Origin of the sequence: Thiohalobacter thiocyanaticus (assembly GCF_003932505.1) — a bacterium.
GTDB classification, from domain to species: Bacteria; Pseudomonadota; Gammaproteobacteria; order Thiohalobacterales; family Thiohalobacteraceae; genus Thiohalobacter; species Thiohalobacter thiocyanaticus.
Genome location: NZ_QZMU01000001.1, coordinates 984319 through 1007984, shown reverse-complemented (window position 1 = coordinate 1007984; position 23666 = coordinate 984319). Strand labels below are relative to the sequence as shown.

Here is a 23666-nt window from a genome sequence, read left to right as displayed (position 1 = left end):
GCTCACCAATGCCGGACCAGGCGGTCGTTGGGCAGTCGCACGCGCGTATCCAGTGTCACCTTCACGTCCGGATCGCTGCGGGCCTCGGCCGCCAGCCGCAGTTCCAGGCTGCGCACCAGCTGCGCCGGTTCGCCGCGCCGGCAGGCCTGCCCCGGTCGCTGCAGGTTCAGGCAGTCGCTGATCAGCCGGAACCGCAGTCGGGTGACCCGGGTGTCGGCGCCGGTCAGGCTCTGCCAGCGCCCGCCGTCGCAGCCGTGCCGTCGGCCGCCCTGGCGCTGCTGCAACCGGCCGCGGCTGAGGCGGAAGCCGAACAGTTCCATGTTCGCCCGGTTGGTGTGCGGCCCGGCGGCGGTGAGCGAGCCGATCCCGACCTCGCGGTCGGCATTGAGATCATAGCTGTAGAGCAGGCAGGTGGCCGGCGCTTCACTGGGGTGGTGACCGATGTGCAGATCACGTGCCGCCTGCATGAAGGGGTTGTCGGCGGGCGCATCCACCCCGGGTGTGGCGGCCCAGTAGCCGCTGCGCCGGGCTTCCGCGGCCATGTGGCCGAGCAGTTCCCGCGCCTCGTAATTGAGCCGGGTGAGCCGCAGGCTGGCGGCCGTGGCCAGGGCGTTGCCCTGATACAGCCGCAGGGCGCCGGCCAGCACGAGCAGCCCCAGGGTGCTGCCGATCAGCAGTTCGGTCAGGGTGAAGCCGCGCTGGTTCAGCATGGCTCGACACCCCATGCGCCCCGGGCGCCAGGTCGGCAGAGGCGGATGCGCCCGAGCGGACTGACCCGGATCTGCAGTTGGTCCCCGTACCGGTTCTCCAGTTCCAGCCGCCCGGCGCTGGCCAGCCCGCGCAGGGGGTCGAACCGCGCCGAGGCGCCCTGACTGAAGGCGGCGCGAATCAATGTTATGCCCGGCCAGGGGCCGGCATCGCGGCGCGTGAGCCGCTGCACGTTGCGGGTGGTGAACAGGCAGGCCTCGGGGTGGGCGGCATCGCGCTGGCGGCAGTCGCAGTCGGGCCGGCGAGAAATCCCGTAGCACCAGCCGGGGCCGGGACGGAAGTGCAGGTATACCGGCCGGCTGTCGCCCTGGACGATGGCCTCCTGACGGGCCTGCTGCAGTTCGGCGGCCAGGGTGCGGGCCATGCTGTGCAGGCGCTGGCGCTCCAGCCACTGGCCGAAGGCCGGCACCGCCTGGGTGATGAGCAGCACCAGCAGGCCGAGGGCGAGCAGCACCTCGACCAGGGTGATACCCTGCTGTTGACGATCATCCATGATCCTGTCTCCAAGGTGTGCGGGTGTTAGTATAGGGGGATGGCAGGCGCGTGCCTGCCAGCCGTTGACAACGGATTCTGTCAGCGAGGGATTACGCAAGGAGGCGATATGAACGCGATACGCAGGTGGGGACTGCCCTGGATTAGGCTGACCCCGAAGACGTCATTCCCGCGCAGGCGGGAATCCAGCATGCCGCCGATGCCAAAGGCACTGGGTCCCCGCCTGCGCGGGGATGACGGGTTGGTGAAACCCGGCTTAGGCAAGCCCCATTCGGGCCTGACCCTGCTGGAACTGATGGTCGTGCTGGTGATCGTGGCGCTGCTGGCCACCCTGGCCTGGCCGGGCTTTGCCGAGCACTTCCAGCGGGTGCGCCGGCAGGACGCGATCACCACCCTGTTGCGCATCCAGCTGCAGCAGGAACAGTGGCGGGCGCAGGATACCGATTACGCCAGCCTGACCGAGCTGGGCTGGACGCCGGCCCGCTCACTGGACGGCCATTACCGGCTGGAGCTGCGCGGGCATGGGCCGGCCGGCTACCTGGTGATCGCCCGGCCGCGCCGGCAGGGTCCCCAGGCGGGTGATCCCTGCGGGCCCTTCGCGCTGGATCAGGATGGGCCGGTGCTGGGTTCGGGGTTTGCCGATGCCCGCTGTTGGCGAGGTTGATGAATACACAGACGCAGACAATCGAACCCGTTACCATTATCGGCGGCGGTCTCATCGGCATGCTCACGGCCTATGTGCTGCGCCGGGCTGGCTGCGAGGTCAGCCTGCTGGAGCGCGGCGATGTGGGCCGGGAGTCATCCTGGGCCGGCGGCGGCATCCTCTCACCGCTGTACCCCTGGCGCTATCCCGACCCGGTCAACGCCCTGGCCTGCTGGAGCCAGGACCACTACCCGGACTGGATCCGGGACATCCAGGCACTGAGCGGCATCGATCCCGAACTCGAGCCCAGCGGCATGCTGATCCTGGATCCGGACCAGCAGCCGGCAGCACAGGAGTGGGCGGCGCGGTTCGGCCGCGAGGTCCGGCCGCTGGACGCCGCCGGGGTACACGCGCTGGAACCGGCGCTGGCCGCCGCTGCGGGACCGGGCCTGTGGCTGCCCTTCGTCGCCCAGGTGCGCAACCCGCGCCTGGTCAAGGCGCTGCGCGGGGCGCTGGCCGCGCTTGAGGTACCGGTGCGCGAACACTGCGAAGTCACCGGCTGGGTGTATGACGAGACCGGCGAACAGGTTTCGGCGGTGGTCACGGCGGCGGCGCGAGATCCCGGTCCGGAACCTGGTGGTGGCCGGCGGCGCCTGGACCGGCCGGCTGCTGGCCGCCACCGGCTGGAGCCTGCCGATCGAACCGGTGCGCGGCCAGATGCTGCTGTTCCAGGCCGAGCCGGGCAGTCTGCAACACATGGTGCTCGCCGCCGGCCACTACCTGATCCCCCGCCGCGATGGCCGCATCCTGGCCGGCAGCACCCTGGAATATACGGGATTCGACAAGACTACGACCCCCGAGGCCGAGGCCGAGCTGCTGCGCTTTGCCGGTGAGCTGGTGCCGGCCCTGGCCCGGGCGCCGGTCGAGCACCACTGGGCCGGGCTGCGCCCCGGCTCGCCCCACGGCATCCCGGCCATCGGCCGTCACCCGGCGCTGCGCAACCTGTATATCAATACCGGCCACTTCCGCAACGGCGTGGTCATGGGCCCGGCCTCGGCCCGGCTGCTGGCCGACCTGCTGCTGGGGCGCGAGCCGATTCTGCCGCCCGCCGACTATGCCCCTGAAAGGATAGGGTAAAGGCGCCCGGAATCGGGCACGGATCTGGACTTGTTCTAAAAATTGGCGTTATAATCCGCCACTATGGAAACAACCGCCCATAAACCGCTGGATTGCGAAGCAGGTCAATGAGCCCGGCTGGGACAACAGCAGACATCCAGCCCCAACCAGCAGCGGGTGGCAGATCCCGCGTCCCCTGTTAGCGCCCGCCCCGACCAGCAAACCTGGTCGGCCGACGAACGGTGGCTGCGGATGGTTCAACCAGGACCCTCCCGCGTGTCCAAGGCCCGGTCTAACAACACCCGCGGCCGGGGTTGCGGCAAGGGCCGGTTGGGCGTGAAGGGTCCATCGGTCGACCCCAGCCGGGTCCTTTGTCTACGATCCAACACCCGGCCCCATTATCAAAACTTCTAGAATGTCGATACCGGCACCCTGGGAACCGACAATCGAAAACCACCCGGAATGCGCCCATGAGCGCGTCGGCGCGGTGGCCACCCCAGGGCACGGTGACCGACGGGGTCGAAATCATCATCCGGGTGCCGCAACGGCGACTGAGGCCGCTTCCTCGATTACTTAAAGTTCCAATCGTCAGGATGGGTGGGAGGCGTGTGCCTAACCCGCCGTCGCAAACGGGTGTGACGGTTGCGCTGCGCTGCAATCCCATCCTACGATTTTATCGGTGAAACACTCATTGATGTGTTTTTTTGCGAAGAAAAGTAAAACTTTTTGTGCAATAATATCCGCAGCCAGTGTCCCCCCCGGATACCACCCAACCAGCCGCGGAGCCTGAGAATCACATGGCCCTTATCCAAGCGGAAATCACATCCGTTTTCCGGGCCCCCTGCCGTTCGGCCCTGACCCGCGGACAGGGCTGCTGCTGACATGGCTGACCGCCCCCCTGCGCCTTGCCTCTTCGAGGGCGTGCCGGAGTCCCCGGTGGCCCCAGACCAACCAAAAAGGGCGCCACTGCCGCTGCTCATTGGCAGAACGGGGAGGGGGCCGTCTATGAATTGCAGCAGGGCGGTCCGCAGGGCTTTGCCGATGCCCGCACCGAGTACCGTGGCCCGGACACGGCCACCCAGTTGAGCGGCCTGCCCGATGGCGGCTATGTCTACCGGGTACGGGTGGTCGAGCCCGCCCCTTCACCCTGGAGCGAGCCGGTGACGGTCGAAGTCCGCCATCATCCGCTGTCCCGGGCGCTCGGCTTTTTCGCCGTCGGGCTGATCGTGTTCCTGGCCACCGTTATCCTGATCATGCGTGGCGCCCGCGCCGACTGAGCAGACTTAGGACTTTATTTATGGCCACACCGTTTGAAATCGACTTCCCCCGCCTGCAGGCCGACATCGAGGCCCTGTCCCAGATCGGCCGGCGCGAGGACATGGGCCTGTACCGCATGGCCTTCAGCGACGGTGACATGGCCGGCCGCGAATGGCTGGCCGGGCGCATCGAGGACGCCGGGCTGGAGCTCTACGTCGACGGCGCGGCCAACGTCCACGCCCGGCTGGGCTGGGACGGCGAGCGCCCCAGCGTGATGATGGGCTCGCATGCCGATACCGTGCCCGGCGCCGGGCATCTGGACGGCGCCCTGGGCGTGCTGGTGGCGCTGGAGTGCGTGCGCTGCTTCAAGGACCATGACATCCCGCTGCGTTTCCCGCTGGAGGCCGTCTCCTTCACCGACGAGGAGGGTCGTTTCGGCGGCATGTTCGGCTCCCAGGCCCTGTGCGGTTTTCTCACCCCGGAAAAGATCCACCAGGCCCGTGACCTGGACGGCATCGGCATCGCCGAGGCCATGCAGGCGCGCGGCCTGAACGCCATGGACGCCCTGCGCGCCGCGCGCCGGCCCGAGACCATCCATGCCTTCCTGGAGCTGCACATCGAGCAGGGTCCGGTGCTGGACCGCCACGGCGTGGGCATCGGCGTGGTCGACGGCATCGCCGGACTGTTCAAGTGGGACGTGCGTCTGATCGGTGCGGCCAACCACGCCGGCACCACGCCCATGACCATGCGCCGCGACGCCTTCCAGGGCCTGGCCGAGTTCGCCATGGAGATCACCCGCATCCTGGAGGAGCACGGCAGCCCGGCCAGTGTCGCCACTGTCGGTCGGGCGCAGCTGTTCCCCGGCGCGGCCAACGTGGTGCCGGGCACGGTGGAGTTCTCGCTGGAGGTGCGCGATACCGACCCGCGGGTGCTGTCCCAGCTCAACGACGCCTGCCGCCGCACCCTGTCCACCATTGCCCGCCGGCGCGACCTGATGTTCGAGTTCGAGGTATTGAGCGAGCTGGAGCCGGTGCACTGCGACAAGGGGCTGATCGAGACCATCGCCGAGACCGCTGAACAGCTCGGGATGGAGGCCTTGCGCATGCCCAGCGGCGCGGCGCACGATACCCAGATGCTGGCCCGGCTGACCCGGGCCGGGATGATCTTCGTCCCCAGCAAGGAGGGGCGCAGCCATTCCCCGGCCGAATGGACCGACTGGGAGGACATCCAGCGCGGCGCCAACCTGGCGCTGCAGGTGCTGCACCGCCTGGCTGCCGAATAATGAGGATTATCAGGGAAACTCCGATTAAATCGTCATTGCGAGGCGCGCAGCGCCGCGGCAATCTCCAATCGGCTGATGTTTTAGTACGAGATTGCCACGCTGCGCTCGCAATGACGGTGGAGCACGTAGGTCGGGTTAGCGTAGCGTAACCCGACAGTCTGCGGCATGTTGGGTTACGGTGCTACACACCTGACCCAACCTGCATCCGGCCGCCGAATAACCGCCGAAGAAGCGCAATCGCTATGGAAGACAAGAAACTGGAAGAACAACTCGAGCAATTCGCCGCCGTCGACCCGCTGCTGGAGACCTACCGCGAGTCCATCACCGACGTCCCGGCGCTGCAGAAATCCCTGGAGCGGCACAACACCGCTCTGTTGTGCATCGACCTGCAGTACCTGGATGCCGCCCGCGGTCACGGCGTGTTCGCCGACGCCGAGCGCTCCGGTGTGCCGATCGAGGCCCAGGAGTACTACTTCGACCGGCTCGAGCACGTGGTGCTGCCCAATGTGCGCCGGCTGCAGGATGCCTTCCGCGACAACCGGCTGGAGGTGATCCACACCCGCATCCAGTCGCTGACCCAGAACGGGCGCGACCGCGGCCCCGGCCACAAGCGCCTGGGCCTGCATGCCGCGCCCGGTTCCAAGGAGGCCGAGTTCATCGAATCGGTTGCGCCGCGCGGCGACGAGATCGTCATCAACAAGACCGCCAGCGGCGTGTTCAATTCCACCAACATCGAGTACATCCTGCGCAACCTGGGCATCACCGGCCTGGTGGTGGTCGGTGTCTACAGCAACGAATGCGTCTCCACCGCCATCCGCGATGCCTGCGACCTGGGCTTCTATGTCACCCTGGTCGACGATGCCTGCGCCACGGTCACACCGGAGCTGCAGCAGGCCACCATCACCACCATGAAGGATCGCTATGCGCGCGTGATGACCACGCACGAGATCATCGACGAGGTCCGCGAGGTGGTGACGGAATGAACAGCGTCAACAGCGCCATTCTCAGCCCGACCATCGGCTGGACCATCCTGGCCATCTTCAGTGTGATCTGGGTCTTTCTCGGCTGGTTCTGGGGCCGCAAGGCGCAGGAGCTGGACGAGTACGTCCTGGCCGGGCGCAAGGTGGGTATCGCGCTCGGCACGGCCACGGCCATGGCCACCTGGGTGACCAGCAACACCACCATGACCGCGCCCGAGCTGGCCTACCGCATGGGCGTGTGGGGCATGCTCGGCTATTCGCTGGGCTCGGTCGGCCTGCTGCTGTTCGCGCCGCTGGCGCGGCGCATCCGCCGGCTGATGCCCTTCGGCTATACCAGCGGCGACTTCGTGCGGCTGCGCTACGGGCGCACCGCCTGGTACGTGTTCCTGGTGATCTCGCTGGTGTACGGCCTGGGCTGGCTGGTCAGCATGGGCATGGCCGGCGGCAAGCTGATCAATGCGCTCACCGGCATCGAATACCTCTACGGCATGTCGGTGATCCTGGTGATCTGTGTCGGCTACACCCTGCTGGGCGGCTTCCGCGCCGTCATCGGCACCGACTTCATCCAGGCCATCCTGATCCTGACCGGGCTGGTGGTCATCGCCGTGCTCGCCATCGACAAGATCGGCTTCGACCAGATCCATGAAAGTGTGACCCGCGAGCGTCCCGAACTGCTCAACCTGCTGATGCCGGCCGCCATCATGTTCCTGTTCAACAACCTGCTGTTCGGTGTGGGCGAGATCTTCCATTCCAACGTCTGGTGGAGCCGCGCCTTCGCCTTTCGCGAGGATGTCGGCTTCAAGGCCTATTTCACCGCCGGCATCTTCTGGGCGCCCATCCCCATCGTCGCCGGCTTCATTGCCCTGGCCGCACCGGCCATGGACGTGAACGTGCCGGCCGCCGATATGGTCGGCCCGCTGGTCTCCAGCGAGATCCTGGGCGTGACCGGCGCGGTGCTGGTGCTGATCATGGTGTTCTCGGCCCTGTCCTCCAGCCTGGACTCGCTGCTGGCGGCGACCAGCATCCTGCTGGTGGAGGACATCTACCGCCGTCACCTGCGGCCGAAGGCTGCGCCGGGCGAGTTGCGCAGTGCCACCCGCTGGACCATTCTCGGGCTGGGCATACTGACCTGGATCGTCAGCGCCCTGCAGCTCGGGACCCTGGCGCAGGTGCTGCACTTCACCGGGGCCTTCGTGGCCAGCACCATCTGGCCCATCGCCGCCGGTCTGTTCTGGCGCCGCACCAACCCCGTCGGCGCGGTGCTGGCGATGGCCCTGGGCAGCCTGGCCGGCATCATCGCCTATCATGTGATCGGTTTCTATGTCGCCGCCCTGACCGGCGCGGCCGTGTCCATGGTCATCGTGCTGGTCAGCACCTGGCTGTGGCCGCGGGACTATGACTGGGATACGCTGTGCGAGGCCCATCCCGGCGAGGAGAGTGCCGCATGATGGCAACCGAAGGCTTTTTATCCATACTGGTCAGTATCGCCCTGGTGATCACCGCCATCGCGCCGGTGGCGCTGCTGGTCATGCTGGTCCGCGACTGGAAGCGAGGTAATCTCTGGTGAACGAGTATGAAACGCTGCTGCGCGAACCGGTCCAGCCCAAGGACGGTACCCGCGGCAACGAGCGTCCCATGGCGCTGGTCGACCATGTGGAGGAGGATCCCGAGCCGCTGGTGGAACTGGCCAACCGGCATGTGGTCTCGGCCCGCCAGTTCGACCGCCGGACCGTGGCCCAGTTGTGCCGCATGGCCGCCATGTACGAGACCACGCCGCACCTGATGCAGCCGCCGCTGGCCGGCAAGATCCTCATCAGCGCCTTCTACGAGCCCAGCACCCGCACCCGGCTGTCGTTCGAATCGGCCTGGCACCGCCTGGGCGGGGACATCATGTCCATCACGGATCCGGCCAGCACCGGCATCGCCAAGGGCGAGTCGCTGGCCGACGTGGCCGAGATGTTCAACAACTACGGCGATCTGGTGGTACTGCGCGACAGCAGCGACACCGCCGTCTACGAGATGCTGGAATCCCTGCGCATCCCGATCATCAATGCCGGCAACGGCATCGACGAGCACCCGACCCAGGCCCTGGCCGATGTCTATGCCATCTTCAAATGGCGGCCGGCCCTGCTGGACGCGCAGGTCAGTGATGCCGACAGGATCCGCATCGGCATCATCGGCGTGCCCGGCCGCATGCGTACCGTGCGCAGCCTGCTGCTGTTCCTGTCGCTGTTCCCGCAGGCCATCAGCGAGGTGGTGATTATCTGCGATACCGATGATCCCTTCGACGACGGTCAGAAGGCGGAGCTGGAACAGGCCGGGCTCAAACTGCGGGTGGCGCGCCGGCTCAACAACGAACTGCCGGAGCTGGACGTGGTCTACATCAACTCCATCGCCTGGGTGGGAGACACCTTCGAGCGCCTAGGCGAGGAACTGGCGCTCACCGCCCGCTCCCCGCTCAAGCCCGGCTCGATCATCCTGCATCCGCTGGCGCGCGGCGAGGAGCTGTCCACCGACCTGGACGCCACGCCGCACAACTGGTATTTCGCCCAGGCGCGCGGCGCGGTCTATATCCGCATGGCGCTGCTGACCACCATCACCCAGCGCATCTACCAGGTGATGGATCTGTCGACCTGATGTCCCTGTATTACGTCATCCCGGCGTAGGCCGGGATCCAGAAACCGCCACGGCCCATGGATTCCGGCCTGCGCCGGAATGACGGATGAAGAGATTAACCATTTGTATGGTTCCTGGTATTTAACTCATTCAGAAGGTTGCAAGACTATGTGTGGAATCGCCGGCTACATGCACGCCGATCCGGATAAACAGATCGACCCCGACCAGCTGGTGGCCATGGCCGCCATCCAGTACCACCGCGGCCCCGACGGCTTCGGCTATCACGTCATGCAGGACCGTGGCGTGGGCTTCAGCCATGCGCGCCTGACCATCATCGACCTGGACGAGAACCGCGGCCGCCAGCCCTTCGTCTCCGAGGACGGCAACCTGATGCTGGCCATGAACGGCGAGCTGTACGACTACAAGCGCATCCGTGCCGATCTGACCTCGCGCGGCGCGCGCTTCCGCACCAAGAGCGACTCCGAGATGGTCCTGCACCTGTACCCGCAGAAGGGGCTGGAGGACATGCTGCCTTACCTGCGCGGCGAGTTCGGCATCTCGCTGTATGACAAGGAGCGCGACCGCCTGATCCTGATCCGCGACCGCTTCGGGGTGAAGCCGCTGTACTGGACCGAGCAGAACGGCCAGTTCGTGTTCGGCTCCGAGCTCAAGGTGCTGTTCGCCCATCCCGATGTGCAGCGCCGCTTCAACGCCAGGGGTGTATACCACCAGCTGATGCAGACCGTCGTTCCCGGCAGCACCGCCTTCGACAACATCCACCAGGTCAAGCCAGGTCATGCCGTGATCGTCGAGCGTGCTCACGGCAGGTTCAAGATCCGCGACTTCAAGTACTGGGACATGGACTTCCCCACCATGGAGGAGCGCGGCCCGCAGCTCGAGGACGACTACGACGAAGCGGAATACATCGAGGGCGTGCGTCGGGAGCTGCTGGAAGCGGTGCAGCTGCGCCTGGAGGCCGACGTGCCGGTGGCCTGTTATCTCTCCGGCGGCATCGACTCCTGCGCCATCCTCGGCATGTCCGCCGCCACCCAGCAGTCGCCGGTCAAGGCCTTCACCATCGGTTTCGACGATGCCGACTATGACGAGTCCGCCATCGCCCGCGAGATGGCCGAGTCGGTCGGCGCCGACCAGGACATCATGATGCTCAATGCCGGGCACCTCTACGACAACTTCGAAGAGACCCTGTGGCACGCCGAGCGCACCATCTACAACACCCTGGGCGTGGCCAAGCTGCTGATGAGCCGGCACGTGAACCAGGCCGGCTACAAGGTGGTGGTCACCGGCGAGGGCTCGGACGAGCTGTTCAGCGGCTACCCGGCCTTCCGCATGGACCTGTTCCGCCACGGCCTGGACACCCTGCCCGAGGCCGAGCGCGCCGTCATGCAGCAGATGCTGGCCGAATCCAACAAGCTGTTCAGCGGCGCTATGCTGGCCGAGGACGAGTACGACGATCCGGCGCTGGACAAGCTGGTCGGCTTCACCCCCAGCTGCCTGCAGCCCTGGCTGGCCGCCTCCGAGCACGTCGCGCCGCTGCTGCACCCGAGCCTGCGCAAGGAGGTGGAGGGCTACCGCCCCGGCACCGCCATCGCCGAGGCCCTGGACGGCGACATGCTGGAAGGCCGCCACCCGCTGGACAAGGCCCAGTACGTCTGGATCAAGACCATGCTTGAGGGCCAGATCCTGACCTGGGGCGGCGACCGCGTGGACATGGCCAATTCCATGGAGGCGCGCCCGCCCTTCCTGGATCACCACCTGGCCGAGTATGCCGCCAGACTGCCGGTCACCATGCGCATCCGCGGCCGCACCGAGAAGTACGTCCTGCGCGAGGCCATGCGCGGCCTGCTGCCCAAGGTCCTGTACGAACGCGAGAAGTTCGCCTTCATGGCGCCGCCCGCCCACACCGACCCGAAGAAATGGGCGGCGATGAAGGCCCTGGCCGACCGCTATCTCTCCGACGAGGCCATCGAACAGGCCGGCATCCTCGACCCGGCCGGCGTGCGCGCCCTGTTCGAGAAGCACGAGAATCCCGAGACCAGCGCCTCCACCCAGGTCCAGCTCGATGCCGTCATCAACCACATGATCGGTGTCCAGGTCCTGCACAAGCATTTCGTGCAGACCGATGTCCCGGCTCAGGCCCGCGCCAAGGCCAAGGAACTCGGCTGGGCGGCCTGACACCGCTGTTCCCTCTCCCCTGGCGGGAGTACCCATAGGGCATAAAAGGGCAGGGTGAGGGGGGAATAGAGAACCTAACCCCCTGAAAACCAAAATGGACCCCGCCCCCGGCATCTTTTATACTTGCCGCCGTCGCCGGAGTAGCTCAGTCGGTAGAGCAACTGATTCGTAATCAGTAGGTCGGGGGTTCGATTCCTCTCTCCGGCACCAGACACAAAAAAGGCCACCTGCACGGTGGCCTTTTTTGTGTCTGTAACCGCCTCACGACATGCCTGTCAGCCGTGGTGTGTGGGGTGGATTCTCAGGTTTTATCATCCACAGCTGCTCCGGCCGCGTCGTTCCTGGTGGCGGCGACAGCGGCGTCGCGAGCGGCGGCGTCGGCAAACATGGGGCTGGTACCGATGACCTGGCCATTGGCCGCCTTCAGGTTGAAATAGGCCCGGCCGTCGGAAGCGGTCTTTGCCTCATAGTGGCTGTCATTGCCGGCATTCTTGCGTATGGATTCGATACCGTTGGTACAGCCGGATTTGGCGTTGTATCCCTCGCTGCGCAGCAGAGTTTTGCCGTCATTGTTCAGCAGCTTGAAGTGATACTCCCCCTTGCCATCCTTCGAGATTTCAAATTTGACCGACATGGCTGCGCCCCCCCTGCGTGTGTGTCAGTGATGAGATGCCTGAATAAATAGCCTGATCATAAGCTTAGACCAGCCTTTGCCTGTTGCCAGTGATCTGGAGCCGATTTGTTTGATAGAGGTCAGTAAAAGGGGACGTAGGAATTAAATCCAGAGCTGGGCGGCGCCTGGAATTTTGTGGGTGCTGAATGCGGCTCAGACGCGGGCCATGGGGATCAGCCGCCGCTCAGGCCACTGATGATTTGTGCAACCAGCACGGTGAGCAGGATGGAGCTGAGGGTGCCGATCAGGACGTATTCGGCAAAGGCCCGTTCTTCCATCTGGCGAAAGCGGGCAAAGCCCTTGGCGGCCATGATTAGGGCGATCACATTGAAATTCTGACTGACCATCAGGACGCTGTAGATCAGCCAGCGTTCGAGGATGCCGATCACGCGGCCGGCGTTGTATTCCTGCTGATCGATCTGCCCGCCTTGATCGGTCCCGGCATTGTTCGCGGGAGTGCGGGGCTCGAGGTGAAAGCGATGGAACAGGCTGCGGATCAGTAGATTGGTTTCGTTCGCCACTATCAGGAAACCGAAGACAAACCAGAGGCCCGGGGCGGGCAGGTTGACCGTGCCGGCTGCGAAGCCGAGGGTATGCATGGATTGCAGGAGCACCGACTCCGTCCAGGGTGCCAGGCTTAGGCTGTCCCGTAGAACAACAGCAGCGAGCAGGACAACCACAAAACCCAGGAAGCGGGTCTCGTTCATCCAGTTGTCGGAGAGCCAGCGTTCCGAGAGCAGCAGCACCAACACGGAAAGTATCGCCAGTGACAGGGCAGGCCAGCCGAAGCTGAAGACGATGAGGCAGAGCATGGCCTGAATGATGCCGAGAAGAATCAGGCCGGGAGTTCGCAGCGGCTGGTCCTGGAAAACGTAGACCAGTCGGCTGAGCAGCAGGGCATTCAGAAACAGCAGCACGTCCATGGCTTCATCTCCTGATTTTTGATTTTATGCTTTCTGGTCAAGATAATCGTTCAGCAGTTGCGCCAGGGCCGACAGGACCTGCATCACGGCCTTAAGTCCGCCATTGTTGATGTTCTTGTAGACCGCCTGCTCGCTGATGCCCAGCTCGCGGGCGATGTCCTTGACCGGTGTGTCCATCAGCAGACCGTGCAGGATCGCCAGACGGTTGGCTTCCCATTTCTCAACGCGGTTGCTGAGCAGGCTCAGTGTCCCCCCGGCCAGATCCGCCCAGGTGTCCGGCAGGCCCTCGAGGGTGAAGAGGTCGCCGCTGTCCTTCAGTTTTTCGATGCCGTCACGGGCGCGATAAAAGGCCGGCCCGTCCATGCCCAGAGCCTGATCAGGGTTGAGGTCGGTGGTGATCTCCCCAAGCCCCAGTGCGAAGCGTGCCTGGTCCGGATGCAGGGCCGCGAGGATCTGTACCATGTCGTCGAAGACAGTGTCCGCCCGTGTGAAGACGGCCTGGAACTCGTCGCCCAGCGTGAGGGTGTAGGGCGAGGCGAGCGCGGGTGTCTGCTGGTTCAGGCGTTTCAGCACGGCCTTGAGCCGGTGCTGCAGAGCCTGACGATGCGTGGACTCGCGCGAGGCAATCAGATCGCCGATCAGAACAAGGTAGGACACGTCTCAACCTTTCTGGTTGCTTGTTGCTTTAATAAACCATAATGGTTGTATTAAGTCAAATACAACTAAAATAGTTTAATATATTATAATTAAACTGTTAAGGTTGATTCTGTCCGCAGCATTTTCAGTCCGCCGGTTGCTCCAGCTTTGCCAGCCGTTCCTCGAAGGCCCGTTCATGCTCTTCCTCGAAGGCGGCCAGCTGCCGATAGATGTCGGCCTGGGCGGCGTCCTTGGTCTGTTCCAGGAGTTCGGTGTAGAAGTTGCGGGTGAAGCGCTCAATGTCCAGCGCGGCGGCGAGCAGGTTGTAGGCGACCCAGGCCTCGGTGATCAGGAAGTGTTCGCCGAAGGCGGCGAAGCGGGGGAGGTATTGCTGCAGGGCTTCGGGCGGGGCCTGTTCCGGCACCGGTTCGGCCTTGCCGAAGGTTTCGTGATACAGCCCGATCAGCTGGTGTTCGTGTTCATGTTCCTCCCGCGCCAGGGCATCGAGGAATTCCGCCACGGCGGGATCGTAGGCACGGAAGCGGCAGGCCCATTCCTCGAAGCAGCGGGCATTGTGGCGTTCGATGGCGATGCCCAGTGCGAGTGCGTCCCGGGCCGGAGACTGCGTGGGGTTCTGGGGTTCGGCGCACATAGGCCGATTCTGAATCTGCCGGCCGGCTGGCCGCATTGACTGGGATCAATCCCGTGATGCTCTGATCGAGGGAATCTCTGAATTTATTCGTCATGCCCGCGCAGACAGGCATCCATGTCTCTGAAACATCTGGATTCCCGCCTGCGCGGGAATGACGGGAAAGGGGTAATCAGAAGTTCCCTAATCAGTGCTCTCTGCTTGATAGAGCCTGACAGCAGCCAGGCACAGGTTGGCCTGGAAATCCCGTCCGATCGCCACCAGACCGATCCGTTCGAGTCTGTCCTGGCGGAATGCACGCGAGGTTCTGTAGGCCTCCAGTTCGGTGAAGGGTATGCGGACTGTCGTCCACTCGGGCGTTGCCTCGAAGCTCGCGCGATAGGACTGCCAGGGCAGCCAGAGCGAGGTGGTGCGCAGGTGCAGGTTGTAGCGCTCGCTGTTCCCGGCCACTTCCAGTTCGATGCCGGTGTAGGCGGAGGCGTCGAAGCTGCCGTCCGCGGCCAGTGGCAGCGCCATCTGCACGAAGCCGCCGTTGTTGGCGGTGGAGACGCTGCCCTGCAGCCGCAGGCAGCGTCTGCCGCGGTAGCTGTCGGGCGTGAGGCTGCCATCGGAAACCCCGCCCATGACCTGATCGGTGACCAGGCGCCACTGGGTGCCCAGGCTGGAGGTCAGGTCATCGCTGCTGCGGTCGTCGATGGACTGTGGTTCGGCGGTCACGTTGCCGGCTGCTCCATAACTCAGGATCAATGCTCCCAGTGCTGCCGCGCGCATGCGTTGCCAGGTTGTCATGATCCGGTGATTGGCTTCGATATTTGCATATCGAGCACAATAGCAGGGGAAAGCGTATAAAGTAAAATCATTGAATCATTGTCACTGTCCGGCACTGAACCGGTGGCGCTCGATGCCCAGGTTCTTGATGCGCGAGGCCAGGGTGGTGGGTTTGACCTCCAGCAGCTCCGCCGCGCCGCCTTTGCCGAAGACCTTGCCGTTGCAGTGGCGCAGGGCGACGATGATGTTGTCCAGCTCCTGACGGCGCAGCTCGTCGCGGGTCTGGATGCGGGTGGTTCCGCCGGGCTGTGGTGGTCTGGCGCCAGGTTCGGGCGCGTCGTTGGTGTGGATGTCCAGCCGCAGGCGGCCGTCGCGGGCCAGGATCACGGCGCGTTCGATCACGTTGATCAGCTCGCGGATGTTGCCGGGCCAGTGGTAGGCCTGCAGCCGTTCGATGTCGCCGTGGGTGAGCTGCACCTCCGGCTTGCCGAATTTCTGGCCGGCGAGTTTCAGGAAGTGGGCGGCGAGCAGCGGGATGTCCTCGCTGCGCTGGCGCAGGGGGATGGACTCGATAGGGAAGACGTTGAGCCGGAAGTAGAGGTCCTCGCGAAAGCGTTTCTCCGCGACCTCCCGCTGCAGATCGCGGTTGGTGGCGGCGATGATGCGCACGTCCACCCGCCGGGTGACGGACTCGCCCACCCGCTCGAACTGCTGCTCCTGCAGCACCCGCAGCAGCTTGCCTTGCAGCTCCAGCGGGATCTCGCCCACCTCGTCCAGGAACAGGGTCCCACCGTCGGCCAGTTCGAAGCGCCCGGCGCGGTCGCTCATCGCGCCGGTAAAGGCGCCTCTGATGTGGCCGAAGAACTCGCTCTCGAACAGCTCGCGCGGGATGGAGGCGCAGTTGACCCGGATCATGGGGCGGTCGTGGCGGTCGCTGCTGTCGTGAATGGCGCGGGCGACCAGCTCCTTGCCGGTGCCGGACTCGCCCGTGATCAGCACCGCGGCGTCGGTGGGGGCGACCAGTTCGATCTGGCGGATCACCTTGTGGATGGCCGGGCTGCGGCCGACGATCTCCTTGTAGTTGTGCTCGGCCAGGTATTCCTCCTGCAGGTAGGCGTTCTCCAGCTCCAGCCTGCGCTTGAGTGTGCGCACCTGGTCCAGTGCGGCATGCAGCCGTTCCTCGGCCTGTTTGCGTTCACTGATGTCACGGAAGATCACCACCGCGCCGACGATCCGGCCTTCCTCCAGGATGGGGGTGCTGGTGTACTCCACCGGGATGGCCCGGCCGTCCTTGCGCCAGAACACCTCGTCCTCCACGTGACGCACCTTGCCGTCGCGGAAGGCGGCGAAGATGTGGCATTCGTGTGCCGGGTAGCAGCCGCCATCGGCATGGCTGTGATGGATCAGGGCGTGGATGTTGCGCCCGGTCATATCCCCGGCCTGCCAGCCCAGCATGCGCTCGGCGGCGGGGTTGGCGAAAGTGGTGCGGCCCTCGGTGTCCACCCCGTAGATGCCTTCGCCGGCGGCATTGAGGATGAGCTGGTTCTGGCGTTCGAACTCGCTGAACACCAGCTCGATGCTCTTCCAGCGTTCCAGTCCCTCGCGATGCAGCGAGTTGGCCTCGGTCAGCCGCCGCAGCTTCTCCAGCCGGTCGTGATCCCGCAGGGTGCAGATCATCAGAGGCGATTCCGCTTCCGGCTGCAGGCTGGCCGATATCTCCAGCCGCACCAGTTCGCCCGCACGGTTATGCGCATGCAGCTCGTTGCTCCAGCCCTGGCCCCGGTGCATGACGGCCTGGGTGAAGGCGATCATCTCGGCCAGGTCCGGCATGAACAGGCGGCTCGGGCGCACGGCAGGCAGCTTGCCCTGCGGGTAGTCGAGCAGCCTGTGCGCTTCCGGGTTGGCGCGCAGCAGCCGGTCACCGCAGGGGTCGATCACCAGCGCGGCTTCATTCAGATGATTGAACAGGGTATCCGTTTCTGCAGGCATGGTTCAGGTTCCGGTTTCAGGTTTTCACTTCCCCGTTTCAAGAACAGTGCCAGGACTACGAAGCTTCGTGATGCCGACTGCGAAGTTTCGTGGAACTACGAAAGCTCGTTGTCCGTTGCGTTTGCGGGCTGAGCACGTGAAGTAATCATTTCAGTCAGTTATCCGAATCACGTTGACCTGGCACGGCACATGCTCTGTCTCCTGTCAGATGCATTCATTCCTGCGCATCCCTGGTGGAACGGGGCCGGAGGAATGAACGCACGCACCAACGGGGTGCGCCGGTTCAAGCCGGGGCACCGTCAAGTGACATACAGGAGATATGACCCATGACCTACAAGAGCCTGAACGATCCCTACAACCCGGACCTGAGTCTCAGACATGAGGCCGGCTGCGACTGCAGCCGGTGCGCAGCTGCCGGCGGGGATCGGCAGACCCGCGAGCAGCTGCCGCTTACGGCGGGCGCGGGCGCCGCGGCTACGGCCCCGGATTCGGTTGCAGCGTCCGAGAGGCTGGCTACGGAAGAGGAGGTCATGGACCGTGCCATCGAAAGCGCGGTGGTGCGGTCGGTGTTCGGCCACAGCGAGATGAGCCGGCGCTCCTTCCTGGGGCTGCTGGGCTCGGGCACGGCCGCCGCGCTGCTCGGCTCGGTGTTTCCCATGGAGGCGGCCAAGGCCGCGCTCAAGGAGACCATGGGCGCAGGCAAGCTGGAGAAGACCAAACTGGACGTGGGCTTCGTGCCCATAACCTGCGCCACGCCCATCATCATGGCGCACCCCATGGGTTTCTATGAGCGCTACGGCCTGGACGTGAATGTGATCAAGACCGCCGGCTGGGCGGTGGCCCGGGACAAGTCGCTGTCCATGGAATATGACGCCGCCCACATGCTCACTCCCATGCCGCTGGCCATGAGCATGGGCGCCGGTTCCACCGCCAAGCCCTTCATCATGCCGGCGGTGGAGAACATCAACGGCCAGGCCATCGTGCTGCACATGGACCACAAGGACAAGCGCGACCCGAAGCAGTGGAAGGGCTTCAAGTTCGGGGTGCCGTTCGAGTATTCCATGCACAACTTCCTGCTGCGCTACTACGTGGCCGAGCACGGGCTGGACCCCGATCAGGACATCCAGATCCGGGTGGTGCCGCCGCCGGAGATGGTCGCCAACCTGCGCGCTGGCAACCTGGACGGCTATCTCTCCCCCGACCCCTTCCAACAGCGTGCCGTGTGGGAGAAGGTCGGCTTCATTCACACCCTGACCAAGGACATCTGGGACGGCCACCCCCTGTGCGCCTTCGCCTGCTCGCAGGAGTTCGCCGAGACCCATCCCAACACCTACGGCGCGCTGCTGCGCTCGATCATCGATGCCACCCAACTATTCGGTCGGGCGGCCTATCCGGAACAACCGCAATGAAGATAGCCGCCGCCATCGCGCCGAGACATCTCAACCAGCCGGTGCCGGTGATCGACGGTTCATGACGGGGCCGTTACGACGGAAGAGATTACGACGGACTTTATCGCGCCGACGGTCGGGCGTGGTGGCAAAACGTGCCCGACCGGCCAATCCGAACTTCGACCCCTTCCCTGTTCCCCTTGCATTCCATGGGTGGTGGATCCTGAACCCAGATGAAGCGCTGGGCTACACGAGGACGATGTGAATTACCGGCAGATCGCCGAACAGGTCTACACGGCCGGCGAGACGGCGAAGGTGATGAAGGAGCTGGGCTACGAGCCGCCGCGAAGACCTATGAGAAGTACACCATCATGGGCAAGAGTTCGACTACAGACCCGGCCCGAGGAAATACATCAACAGAGCTTTGCCATCCGGAGAATCGGATGATCCATTCCACTGCATTCGAGTGCGGCGTCGTCTCGCTGGTGCTGCTGGCCTGTTGCTCGGGATCTGGGAAGGCGCTCATGCACCGCCCGGCAGAACCCCAGCGCTGACCGGTACGAGATACTGATGCGGCGCCTCGCAGGAAGGCGCGCCGTCCCGCCAGGCCCTCCGGCCGTGGGTTCGGCCTTGTCGGCTGGAGTAACTGGCAATACCTTCTACGACGGCGGGCCCACGACAAGTGCAATCGCATCCAGCTCGGGCTATTCGCTGTACCGTGTGTACGGTTTCTTCATGGCCCGCTGGTCGCACGGGCCCATCGTTGTTCCTGGTGGTGATGTTCGCCCGCTGATTCAGGCGGCGCCTCATTCCCTGTCAATCCATGTGCTCATAGCCCGATCTCGTCCGCTGCCGGGATGCCGCTGGCGCTGTTCATCATCAAAGGACTCCACGAGGCCTCGGCGATCTTCTTCATCGTTCATCTGTTCATCTTGCCGGATGCTGATCAACACCAGCCTTTCGGCGTGGACATGTGCGCCCAGGACTGGGTCATGGGCTCGGACCCACGAAGCGTGCCACCTGAAGACCGCCTTCCTGGTGATCCTGCCCGCGGGGCCGCGCCGAAACCAGCCCTCAACCGCATGCGCGTCTCCGATCGGTATCGCCTGGCTGGTGATCGTGGCCGCCGAGATGCTCGTGGGCGGCACCGGTATCGGCTACTACGTGTGGAACGAGTGGAACAATCTCGATCTGACCAGCGTGATCTTCTCCATCCTGATGATCGGCATCGTCGGCATGCTGCTCGATGCCGCGCTGGCCAGTGTCAACCGTCTCGTCGAATACCAGGAATAGGAGCTCAGTCATGACCAGTCATTTCGTCGAAGTCGAGGGGCTCGCCAAACGTTTTCCCGCACCCGGAAAGGGTGAGGCGCTCACCGTGTTCGAAAACGCCAGTTTCGGCATCGACAAGGGGGAGTTCGTCTGCATCATCGGCCACTCCGGCTGCGGCAAGTCCACCATCCTCAATATCCTCGCCGGTCTGGACCAGGCCAGCGAGGGCGTGGTGGTGATGAACGGCAAGGAGGTCGCCGGCCCCAGCCTGGAGCGCGGTGTGGTGTTCCAGAACTACAGCCTGCTGCCCTGGCGCAGCACCCTGCGCAACATCACCTTCGCGGTGCAGGCGCGCTGGCCGCGCTGGAGCCGGGACAAGGTCATCGAACACAGCCTGCGCTTTCTCGAGCTGGTCGGGCTCCAGGGGGTGGAGCAGCGCAAGCCCTCGCAGCTGTCCGGCGGCATGCGCCAGCGGGTCAGCATCGCCCGCGCCTTCGCCACCCAGCCGCAGCTGCTGCTGATGGACGAGCCCTTCGGCGCGCTGGATGCGCTCACCCGCGGCATGATCCAGGAGGAGCTTATCCGGATCTGGGAGGAGACCCACCAGACCGTGTTCATGATCACCCATGACGTGGACGAGGCCATCCTGCTCGCCGACCGCATCCTGCTGATGACCAACGGCCCGCAGGCCCGCGTGGCCGAGTCGGTGCAGGTCGCCATCCCGCGGCCCCGGCAGCGCACCGACATCATCCATCACCCGGACTACTACAGGATCCGCAATCACCTGGTGATTTCCCTGGTGAACCGCTCGAAAGAGCTGTCCGGTTCGGCCGTCGGCAGTGAGCCGCAGGTCGGCAAGTATCCGCGTGTGGTGGACCCGACCCGCGAGCCGGCGGCGGACACCGATCGGACTACATGTCGTCAGGCCGCCATCTAGCCGCGGTCTGTCACCCAATGACGCAATCAAACAGGAGTAACCGATGAACAAGCTGGAAATGACCGAGGCCATCATGACGGCCAAGAGCAAGTCGGGGATGGGCTGGGAGGACCTGGCCGCAAAGGTCGGTCTGGCGCCGGTGTTCCTGACCTCCGCCTGCCTGGGGATGAACAGCCTCAAGGCCGAGACAGCCGACAAGCTGGTCGAGGTCCTCGGCCTGCCGGGAGTGGTATCAACCGCCCTGCAGCAGTATCCGCACAAGCGCTGGGACCAGGCCATTCCCACCGATCCGGTGATCTACCGCTGGTACGAGATCGTCGGCGTCTACGGCGAGACCATCAAGGAGCTGATCCATGAGAAATTCGGCGACGGCATCATGAGCGCGATCGATTTTTCCATGGACATCGACAAGGAGGAGAATCCGGCCGGTGACCGCGTCAAGGTGACCATGAGCGGGAAGTTCCTGCCCTACAAGAGCTGGTGAGCCGGTTCAGTAGCGGGCTGACGATTTTAAACAGGTAACTCGAGCAATTCGATTGCTCCCGTCATTGCGAGCGCAGCGTGGCAATCTCATACGGCAGAATGAATCGGTTGGAGATTGCCACGTCGCTTCGCTCCTCGCAATGACGCATTAATCAAATATTCACAAGGACAAACGGAGCACAATACGCATGCAGACATACATTTCCGGTAATTGCGGGTTCGGCTTCATTGTCGCCTCACTGGTCGCGGCCGCCTGCGCGGCAGGGCCGGCGGTGGCGGACACCTTCACCGAAGCGCTCACGGGCGGCAAGGTCAAGGCTGATGTGCGCCTGCGCTATGAACAGGTCGATCAGGACAATGCTCTGGATTCCGCCGACGGCCTGACCCTGCGCACCCGGCTGGGCTACAACACCGGCAGCTTCCGGGGCTTCGACGCCTATGTGGAGATGGAGAACAGCTCCGGCCCTGGTGGAGGACTTCAACAGCGGCCCCGGCGGCAACGGCAAGGCCGGCTATTCCGTGATCGGCGATCCGGACGGCACCGAGGTCAACCAGGCTTACCTGGGCTATGACGTCATGCCCGAGACGGGTATCAGGCTCGGCCGCCAGCGCATCATCCTGGACAATGCGCGTTTTGTGGGCAATGTCGGCTGGCGGCAGCGCGAACAGACCTACGATGCCGTGCGCCTGACCAGCGGATCCCTGCCGGATACCACCTTCGATTACGCCTACATGGACAATGTCCAGAACATCTTCGGCGCCGACGTGGCCATGAGCAACCATATCATCAATCTCGGCTACAGCGGTTTCGAGGCATTCAACCTGGGCGCCTACGGCTATTTCCTGGCCTTCAACGGCAGCGCCGCCGCGCGGGCGGCTTCCAGTCAGACCCTGGGTGCCTATCTTGACGGCAGTCTCGGTCTCGACGGCTTCAAGCTGCTACTACCGCGCCGAATATGCCGAACAGTCCGACTACGAGGACGGCAACAGCAACATCGACGCCGACTACATGCACTTCATCCTCGGCGCGACGGCTGGCGGCATCACGGGCAAGGTCGGCTATGAGGTGCTGGGCGGCGACAACTTCAGCGGTTTCGAGACTCCGCTGGCGACCAAGCATGCCTTCAACGGCTGGGCCGATGTGTTTCTCAACACGCCGGCCGCCGGGCTGCAGGACACCTATGTCCAGGTCGGCGGCATGCTCATGGGGACGAAGCTGCTGGCGGTCTACCACGACTACCAGGCCGACCAGGGTGGGGCCGACTACGGCACCGAACTCAACCTGCTGGCCGCCAGATCCTTCGGCAAACACTACAGCGCCGGTATCAAGTACGCCGACTACGACGCCGACGGCTTTGCCGTGGATACCGAGAAGTTCTGGGTCTGGGGGCAGATCAGTTTCTAGGCAGCGACGGTGGAGGCTCCGTCCGTTCCCGGTGCGAAGTATTACTTCGCACCGGGAAGATGTGTTCCAGGAGTTACAACTGCCTGACTGGCTTCATTATTATGCCTCGCGCATCATTCCATCGACTTCTCTGCATCTTCTTTGAGAATCTTTAATTTATTGATTTATATCGTTGTCGCCGCTGGCACGCAAGATGCGTGCGTCATGTTTGCTGGACGCGGCCGGATTTTCCGTCGCGTTTCCGATCGACAACATGAAGGAGTGCAATATGACTACATTGAAGGACGAACTGACCAAACGTACGGAACAGTTTGACCATTGGGCCACACGTCGACGTTATGGCCCTGACGGACCGAACAACCGGCGCCTGTGGGTCCTTGCCTGCATGGACGAACGTCTGCCCGTGGACGAGGCGCTGGGGATACGGGTCGACACTCCGGTTGGCGGCGGTGATGCACACTGCTTCCGCAATGCCGGAGGTATTGTAACCGAGGATGCAATCCGCTCGGCGATGCTGACCTGCAATTTCTTCGGTACCAGGGAGATTGTCATTGTCCAGCACACCCAGTGCGGCATGCTGTCCGCCAACGCCAAGGATCTCGAGGCGGCATTGCGCGACAAGGGTGTGGACCCGGACAACCTGGAGCTCGATCCCACCCTGCCCGAACTCAAGCTTGACAAGGGCGGCTTCGCCAAGTGGATCGGCATGATGGACGATGTCGACGTGACCTGCATGAAGACGGTGGAGGCATTCAGGAACCACCCCCTGATTCCGAAGGAGGTCACGGTCAGCGGCTGGGTCTGGGAGGTGGAGACCCGGCGCCTGCGTGCACCTACCCAGGACGCCGGGGCCCGCGCCCGCACCGATGTCACCTCCAGCCAGTTCGGCGTCAAGGACAAGCAGCCGGGACGCTGGAGCTGATCCGCTACTGGCACCGATGAGGGAGATGGCTCATGCCCCTTTATGACTACTGTTGTGATCGCTGTGGGTTGCAGTTCGAGTGCCGCCATTCCGTGGCTGCACAACCACCGCTGTGTCCGCACTGCGCCGGAGTTGCGCATCGGATCTTCGTGTCCGCCCCTGCGGTGCACGGGCGCATGGCGCAGGGGCGGGAACAGGCAGCCCGTTCGCTTGAACCGTCCCGGCACGGCCCCGGCTGTCCCTGCTGTCATTGAATCTACCGCTGCGGTCCGGG

At 64.3% G+C, this 23666-nt stretch carries 25 protein-coding genes, 1 tRNA gene and 1 pseudogene; 19 read left to right on the top strand and 8 right to left on the bottom strand.

Annotated elements, in window-relative coordinates; translation table 11 throughout:
- Nucleotides 1-2: 2 nt before the first annotated feature.
- Entirely contained in the window at nt 3-710 is a 708-nt protein-coding gene (locus tag D6C00_RS04730; RefSeq protein WP_158675292.1) for a prepilin-type N-terminal cleavage/methylation domain-containing protein, read from the bottom strand.
- Nucleotides 704-1261 (bottom strand): GspH/FimT family pseudopilin, encoded by a 558-nt coding sequence (locus D6C00_RS04725; protein WP_125180532.1) that lies wholly within the window; start codon nt 1259-1261, stop codon nt 704-706. Before D6C00_RS04725 ends, D6C00_RS04730 begins: the two co-directional genes overlap by 7 nt.
- A gap of 189 nt (nt 1262-1450) precedes the next feature.
- On the opposite strand from D6C00_RS04725, the gene D6C00_RS04720 reads away from it, so the two are divergent.
- From D6C00_RS04720 to D6C00_RS04680, 10 genes and pseudogenes are all read left to right on the top strand, one after another.
- Nucleotides 1451-1924 (top strand): type IV pilin protein, encoded by a 474-nt coding sequence (locus tag D6C00_RS04720; RefSeq protein ID WP_125180531.1) that lies wholly within the window; start codon nt 1451-1453, stop codon nt 1922-1924.
- Nucleotides 1924-3040: pseudogene (gene thiO, locus D6C00_RS04715) on the top strand (glycine oxidase ThiO). The gene D6C00_RS04720 and the pseudogene thiO overlap by 1 nt, the downstream one beginning before the upstream one ends.
- 989 nt (nt 3041-4029) lie before the next feature.
- Nucleotides 4030-4296, top strand: a complete 267-nt coding sequence (locus tag D6C00_RS04710) for a hypothetical protein (protein WP_125180530.1) — start codon at nt 4030-4032, stop codon at nt 4294-4296.
- Nucleotides 4297-4316: 20 nt separating this feature from the next.
- Nucleotides 4317-5558, top strand: a complete 1242-nt coding sequence (locus D6C00_RS04705; RefSeq protein WP_125180529.1) for a Zn-dependent hydrolase — start codon at nt 4317-4319, stop codon at nt 5556-5558.
- A gap of 242 nt (nt 5559-5800) precedes the next feature.
- Nucleotides 5801-6541, top strand: a complete 741-nt coding sequence (locus tag D6C00_RS04700) for a cysteine hydrolase family protein (protein ID WP_125180528.1) — start codon at nt 5801-5803, stop codon at nt 6539-6541.
- Nucleotides 6538-7986: a sodium:solute symporter family protein gene (locus D6C00_RS04695; RefSeq protein WP_125180527.1), complete on the top strand. Its 1449-nt coding sequence runs from the start codon at nt 6538-6540 to the stop codon at nt 7984-7986. Before D6C00_RS04700 ends, D6C00_RS04695 begins: the two co-directional genes overlap by 4 nt.
- Nucleotides 7983-8105 carry a hypothetical protein gene (locus tag D6C00_RS16310; protein WP_255416756.1) on the top strand — a complete coding sequence of 41 codons (123 nt, stop codon included), beginning with the start codon at nt 7983-7985 and terminating at the stop codon, nt 8103-8105. Before D6C00_RS04695 ends, D6C00_RS16310 begins: the two co-directional genes overlap by 4 nt.
- Nucleotides 8099-9175: an aspartate/ornithine carbamoyltransferase family protein gene (locus D6C00_RS04690; protein WP_241546902.1), complete on the top strand. Its 1077-nt coding sequence runs from the start codon at nt 8099-8101 to the stop codon at nt 9173-9175. Before D6C00_RS16310 ends, D6C00_RS04690 begins: the two co-directional genes overlap by 7 nt.
- A gap of 147 nt (nt 9176-9322) precedes the next feature.
- Nucleotides 9323-11347: an asparagine synthase (glutamine-hydrolyzing) gene (gene asnB, locus D6C00_RS04685; protein ID WP_125180526.1), complete on the top strand. Its 2025-nt coding sequence runs from the start codon at nt 9323-9325 to the stop codon at nt 11345-11347.
- A gap of 134 nt (nt 11348-11481) precedes the next feature.
- Nucleotides 11482-11557, top strand: a tRNA-Thr gene (locus tag D6C00_RS04680).
- Between the two features lie 91 nt (nt 11558-11648).
- On the opposite strand, the gene D6C00_RS04675 is transcribed toward D6C00_RS04680, so the two are convergent.
- From D6C00_RS04675 to D6C00_RS04650, 6 genes are all read right to left on the bottom strand, one after another.
- Nucleotides 11649-11981: a YegP family protein gene (locus D6C00_RS04675; RefSeq protein ID WP_125180525.1), complete on the bottom strand. Its 333-nt coding sequence runs from the start codon at nt 11979-11981 to the stop codon at nt 11649-11651.
- A gap of 212 nt (nt 11982-12193) precedes the next feature.
- The gene (locus tag D6C00_RS04670; RefSeq protein ID WP_125180524.1) at nt 12194-12943 is read right to left on the bottom strand and encodes a hypothetical protein; all 750 of its coding nucleotides are present in this window, start codon (nt 12941-12943) and stop codon (nt 12194-12196) included.
- 24 nt (nt 12944-12967) lie between these two features.
- Nucleotides 12968-13600 carry a SatD family protein gene (locus D6C00_RS04665; RefSeq protein ID WP_125180523.1) on the bottom strand — a complete coding sequence of 211 codons (633 nt, stop codon included), beginning with the start codon at nt 13598-13600 and terminating at the stop codon, nt 12968-12970.
- 124 nt (nt 13601-13724) lie between these two features.
- The gene (locus D6C00_RS04660) at nt 13725-14231 is read right to left on the bottom strand and encodes a ferritin family protein (RefSeq protein WP_158675291.1); all 507 of its coding nucleotides are present in this window, start codon (nt 14229-14231) and stop codon (nt 13725-13727) included.
- A gap of 180 nt (nt 14232-14411) precedes the next feature.
- Nucleotides 14412-15017 (bottom strand): CIA30 family protein, encoded by a 606-nt coding sequence (locus D6C00_RS04655; protein WP_241546798.1) that lies wholly within the window; start codon nt 15015-15017, stop codon nt 14412-14414.
- Between the two features lie 81 nt (nt 15018-15098).
- Nucleotides 15099-16985, bottom strand: a complete 1887-nt coding sequence (locus D6C00_RS04650; RefSeq protein WP_125180521.1) for a sigma 54-interacting transcriptional regulator — start codon at nt 16983-16985, stop codon at nt 15099-15101.
- 326 nt (nt 16986-17311) lie between these two features.
- Between D6C00_RS04650 and D6C00_RS04645 the strand changes: the two genes are divergently transcribed.
- The 9 genes from D6C00_RS04645 (at nt 17312) to D6C00_RS16705 (ending at nt 23646) form a co-directional block, all read left to right on the top strand.
- On the top strand, nt 17312-18394 hold the full coding sequence (locus tag D6C00_RS04645; protein ID WP_241546797.1) for a CmpA/NrtA family ABC transporter substrate-binding protein: 1083 nt from the start codon (nt 17312-17314) through the stop codon (nt 18392-18394).
- 918 nt (nt 18395-19312) lie between these two features.
- Nucleotides 19313-19666 (top strand): hypothetical protein, encoded by a 354-nt coding sequence (locus D6C00_RS15985; RefSeq protein ID WP_317623007.1) that lies wholly within the window; start codon nt 19313-19315, stop codon nt 19664-19666.
- Nucleotides 19667-19676: 10 nt separating this feature from the next.
- A complete protein-coding gene (locus D6C00_RS04635; protein WP_125180520.1) occupies nt 19677-20582 on the top strand; it encodes an ABC transporter ATP-binding protein in 906 nt (301 codons plus the stop codon).
- A gap of 43 nt (nt 20583-20625) precedes the next feature.
- Nucleotides 20626-21066 (top strand): cyanase, encoded by a 441-nt coding sequence (gene cynS / locus D6C00_RS04630; RefSeq protein ID WP_125180519.1) that lies wholly within the window; start codon nt 20626-20628, stop codon nt 21064-21066.
- Between the two features lie 187 nt (nt 21067-21253).
- Nucleotides 21254-21637: a hypothetical protein gene (locus D6C00_RS15425; RefSeq protein ID WP_158675290.1), complete on the top strand. Its 384-nt coding sequence runs from the start codon at nt 21254-21256 to the stop codon at nt 21635-21637.
- The gene (locus tag D6C00_RS04625; protein WP_158675289.1) at nt 21534-22130 is read left to right on the top strand and encodes an alginate export family protein; all 597 of its coding nucleotides are present in this window, start codon (nt 21534-21536) and stop codon (nt 22128-22130) included. The genes D6C00_RS15425 and D6C00_RS04625 overlap by 104 nt, the downstream gene beginning before the upstream one ends.
- A complete protein-coding gene (locus D6C00_RS15420; protein ID WP_158675288.1) occupies nt 22075-22470 on the top strand; it encodes a hypothetical protein in 396 nt (131 codons plus the stop codon). Before D6C00_RS04625 ends, D6C00_RS15420 begins: the two co-directional genes overlap by 56 nt.
- 268 nt (nt 22471-22738) lie before the next feature.
- A complete protein-coding gene (locus D6C00_RS04620; protein WP_125180517.1) occupies nt 22739-23392 on the top strand; it encodes a beta-class carbonic anhydrase in 654 nt (217 codons plus the stop codon).
- Between the two features lie 32 nt (nt 23393-23424).
- The gene (locus D6C00_RS16705; RefSeq protein WP_125180516.1) at nt 23425-23646 is read left to right on the top strand and encodes an FmdB family zinc ribbon protein; all 222 of its coding nucleotides are present in this window, start codon (nt 23425-23427) and stop codon (nt 23644-23646) included.
- The last annotated feature ends 20 nt before the right edge of the window (nt 23647-23666 follow it).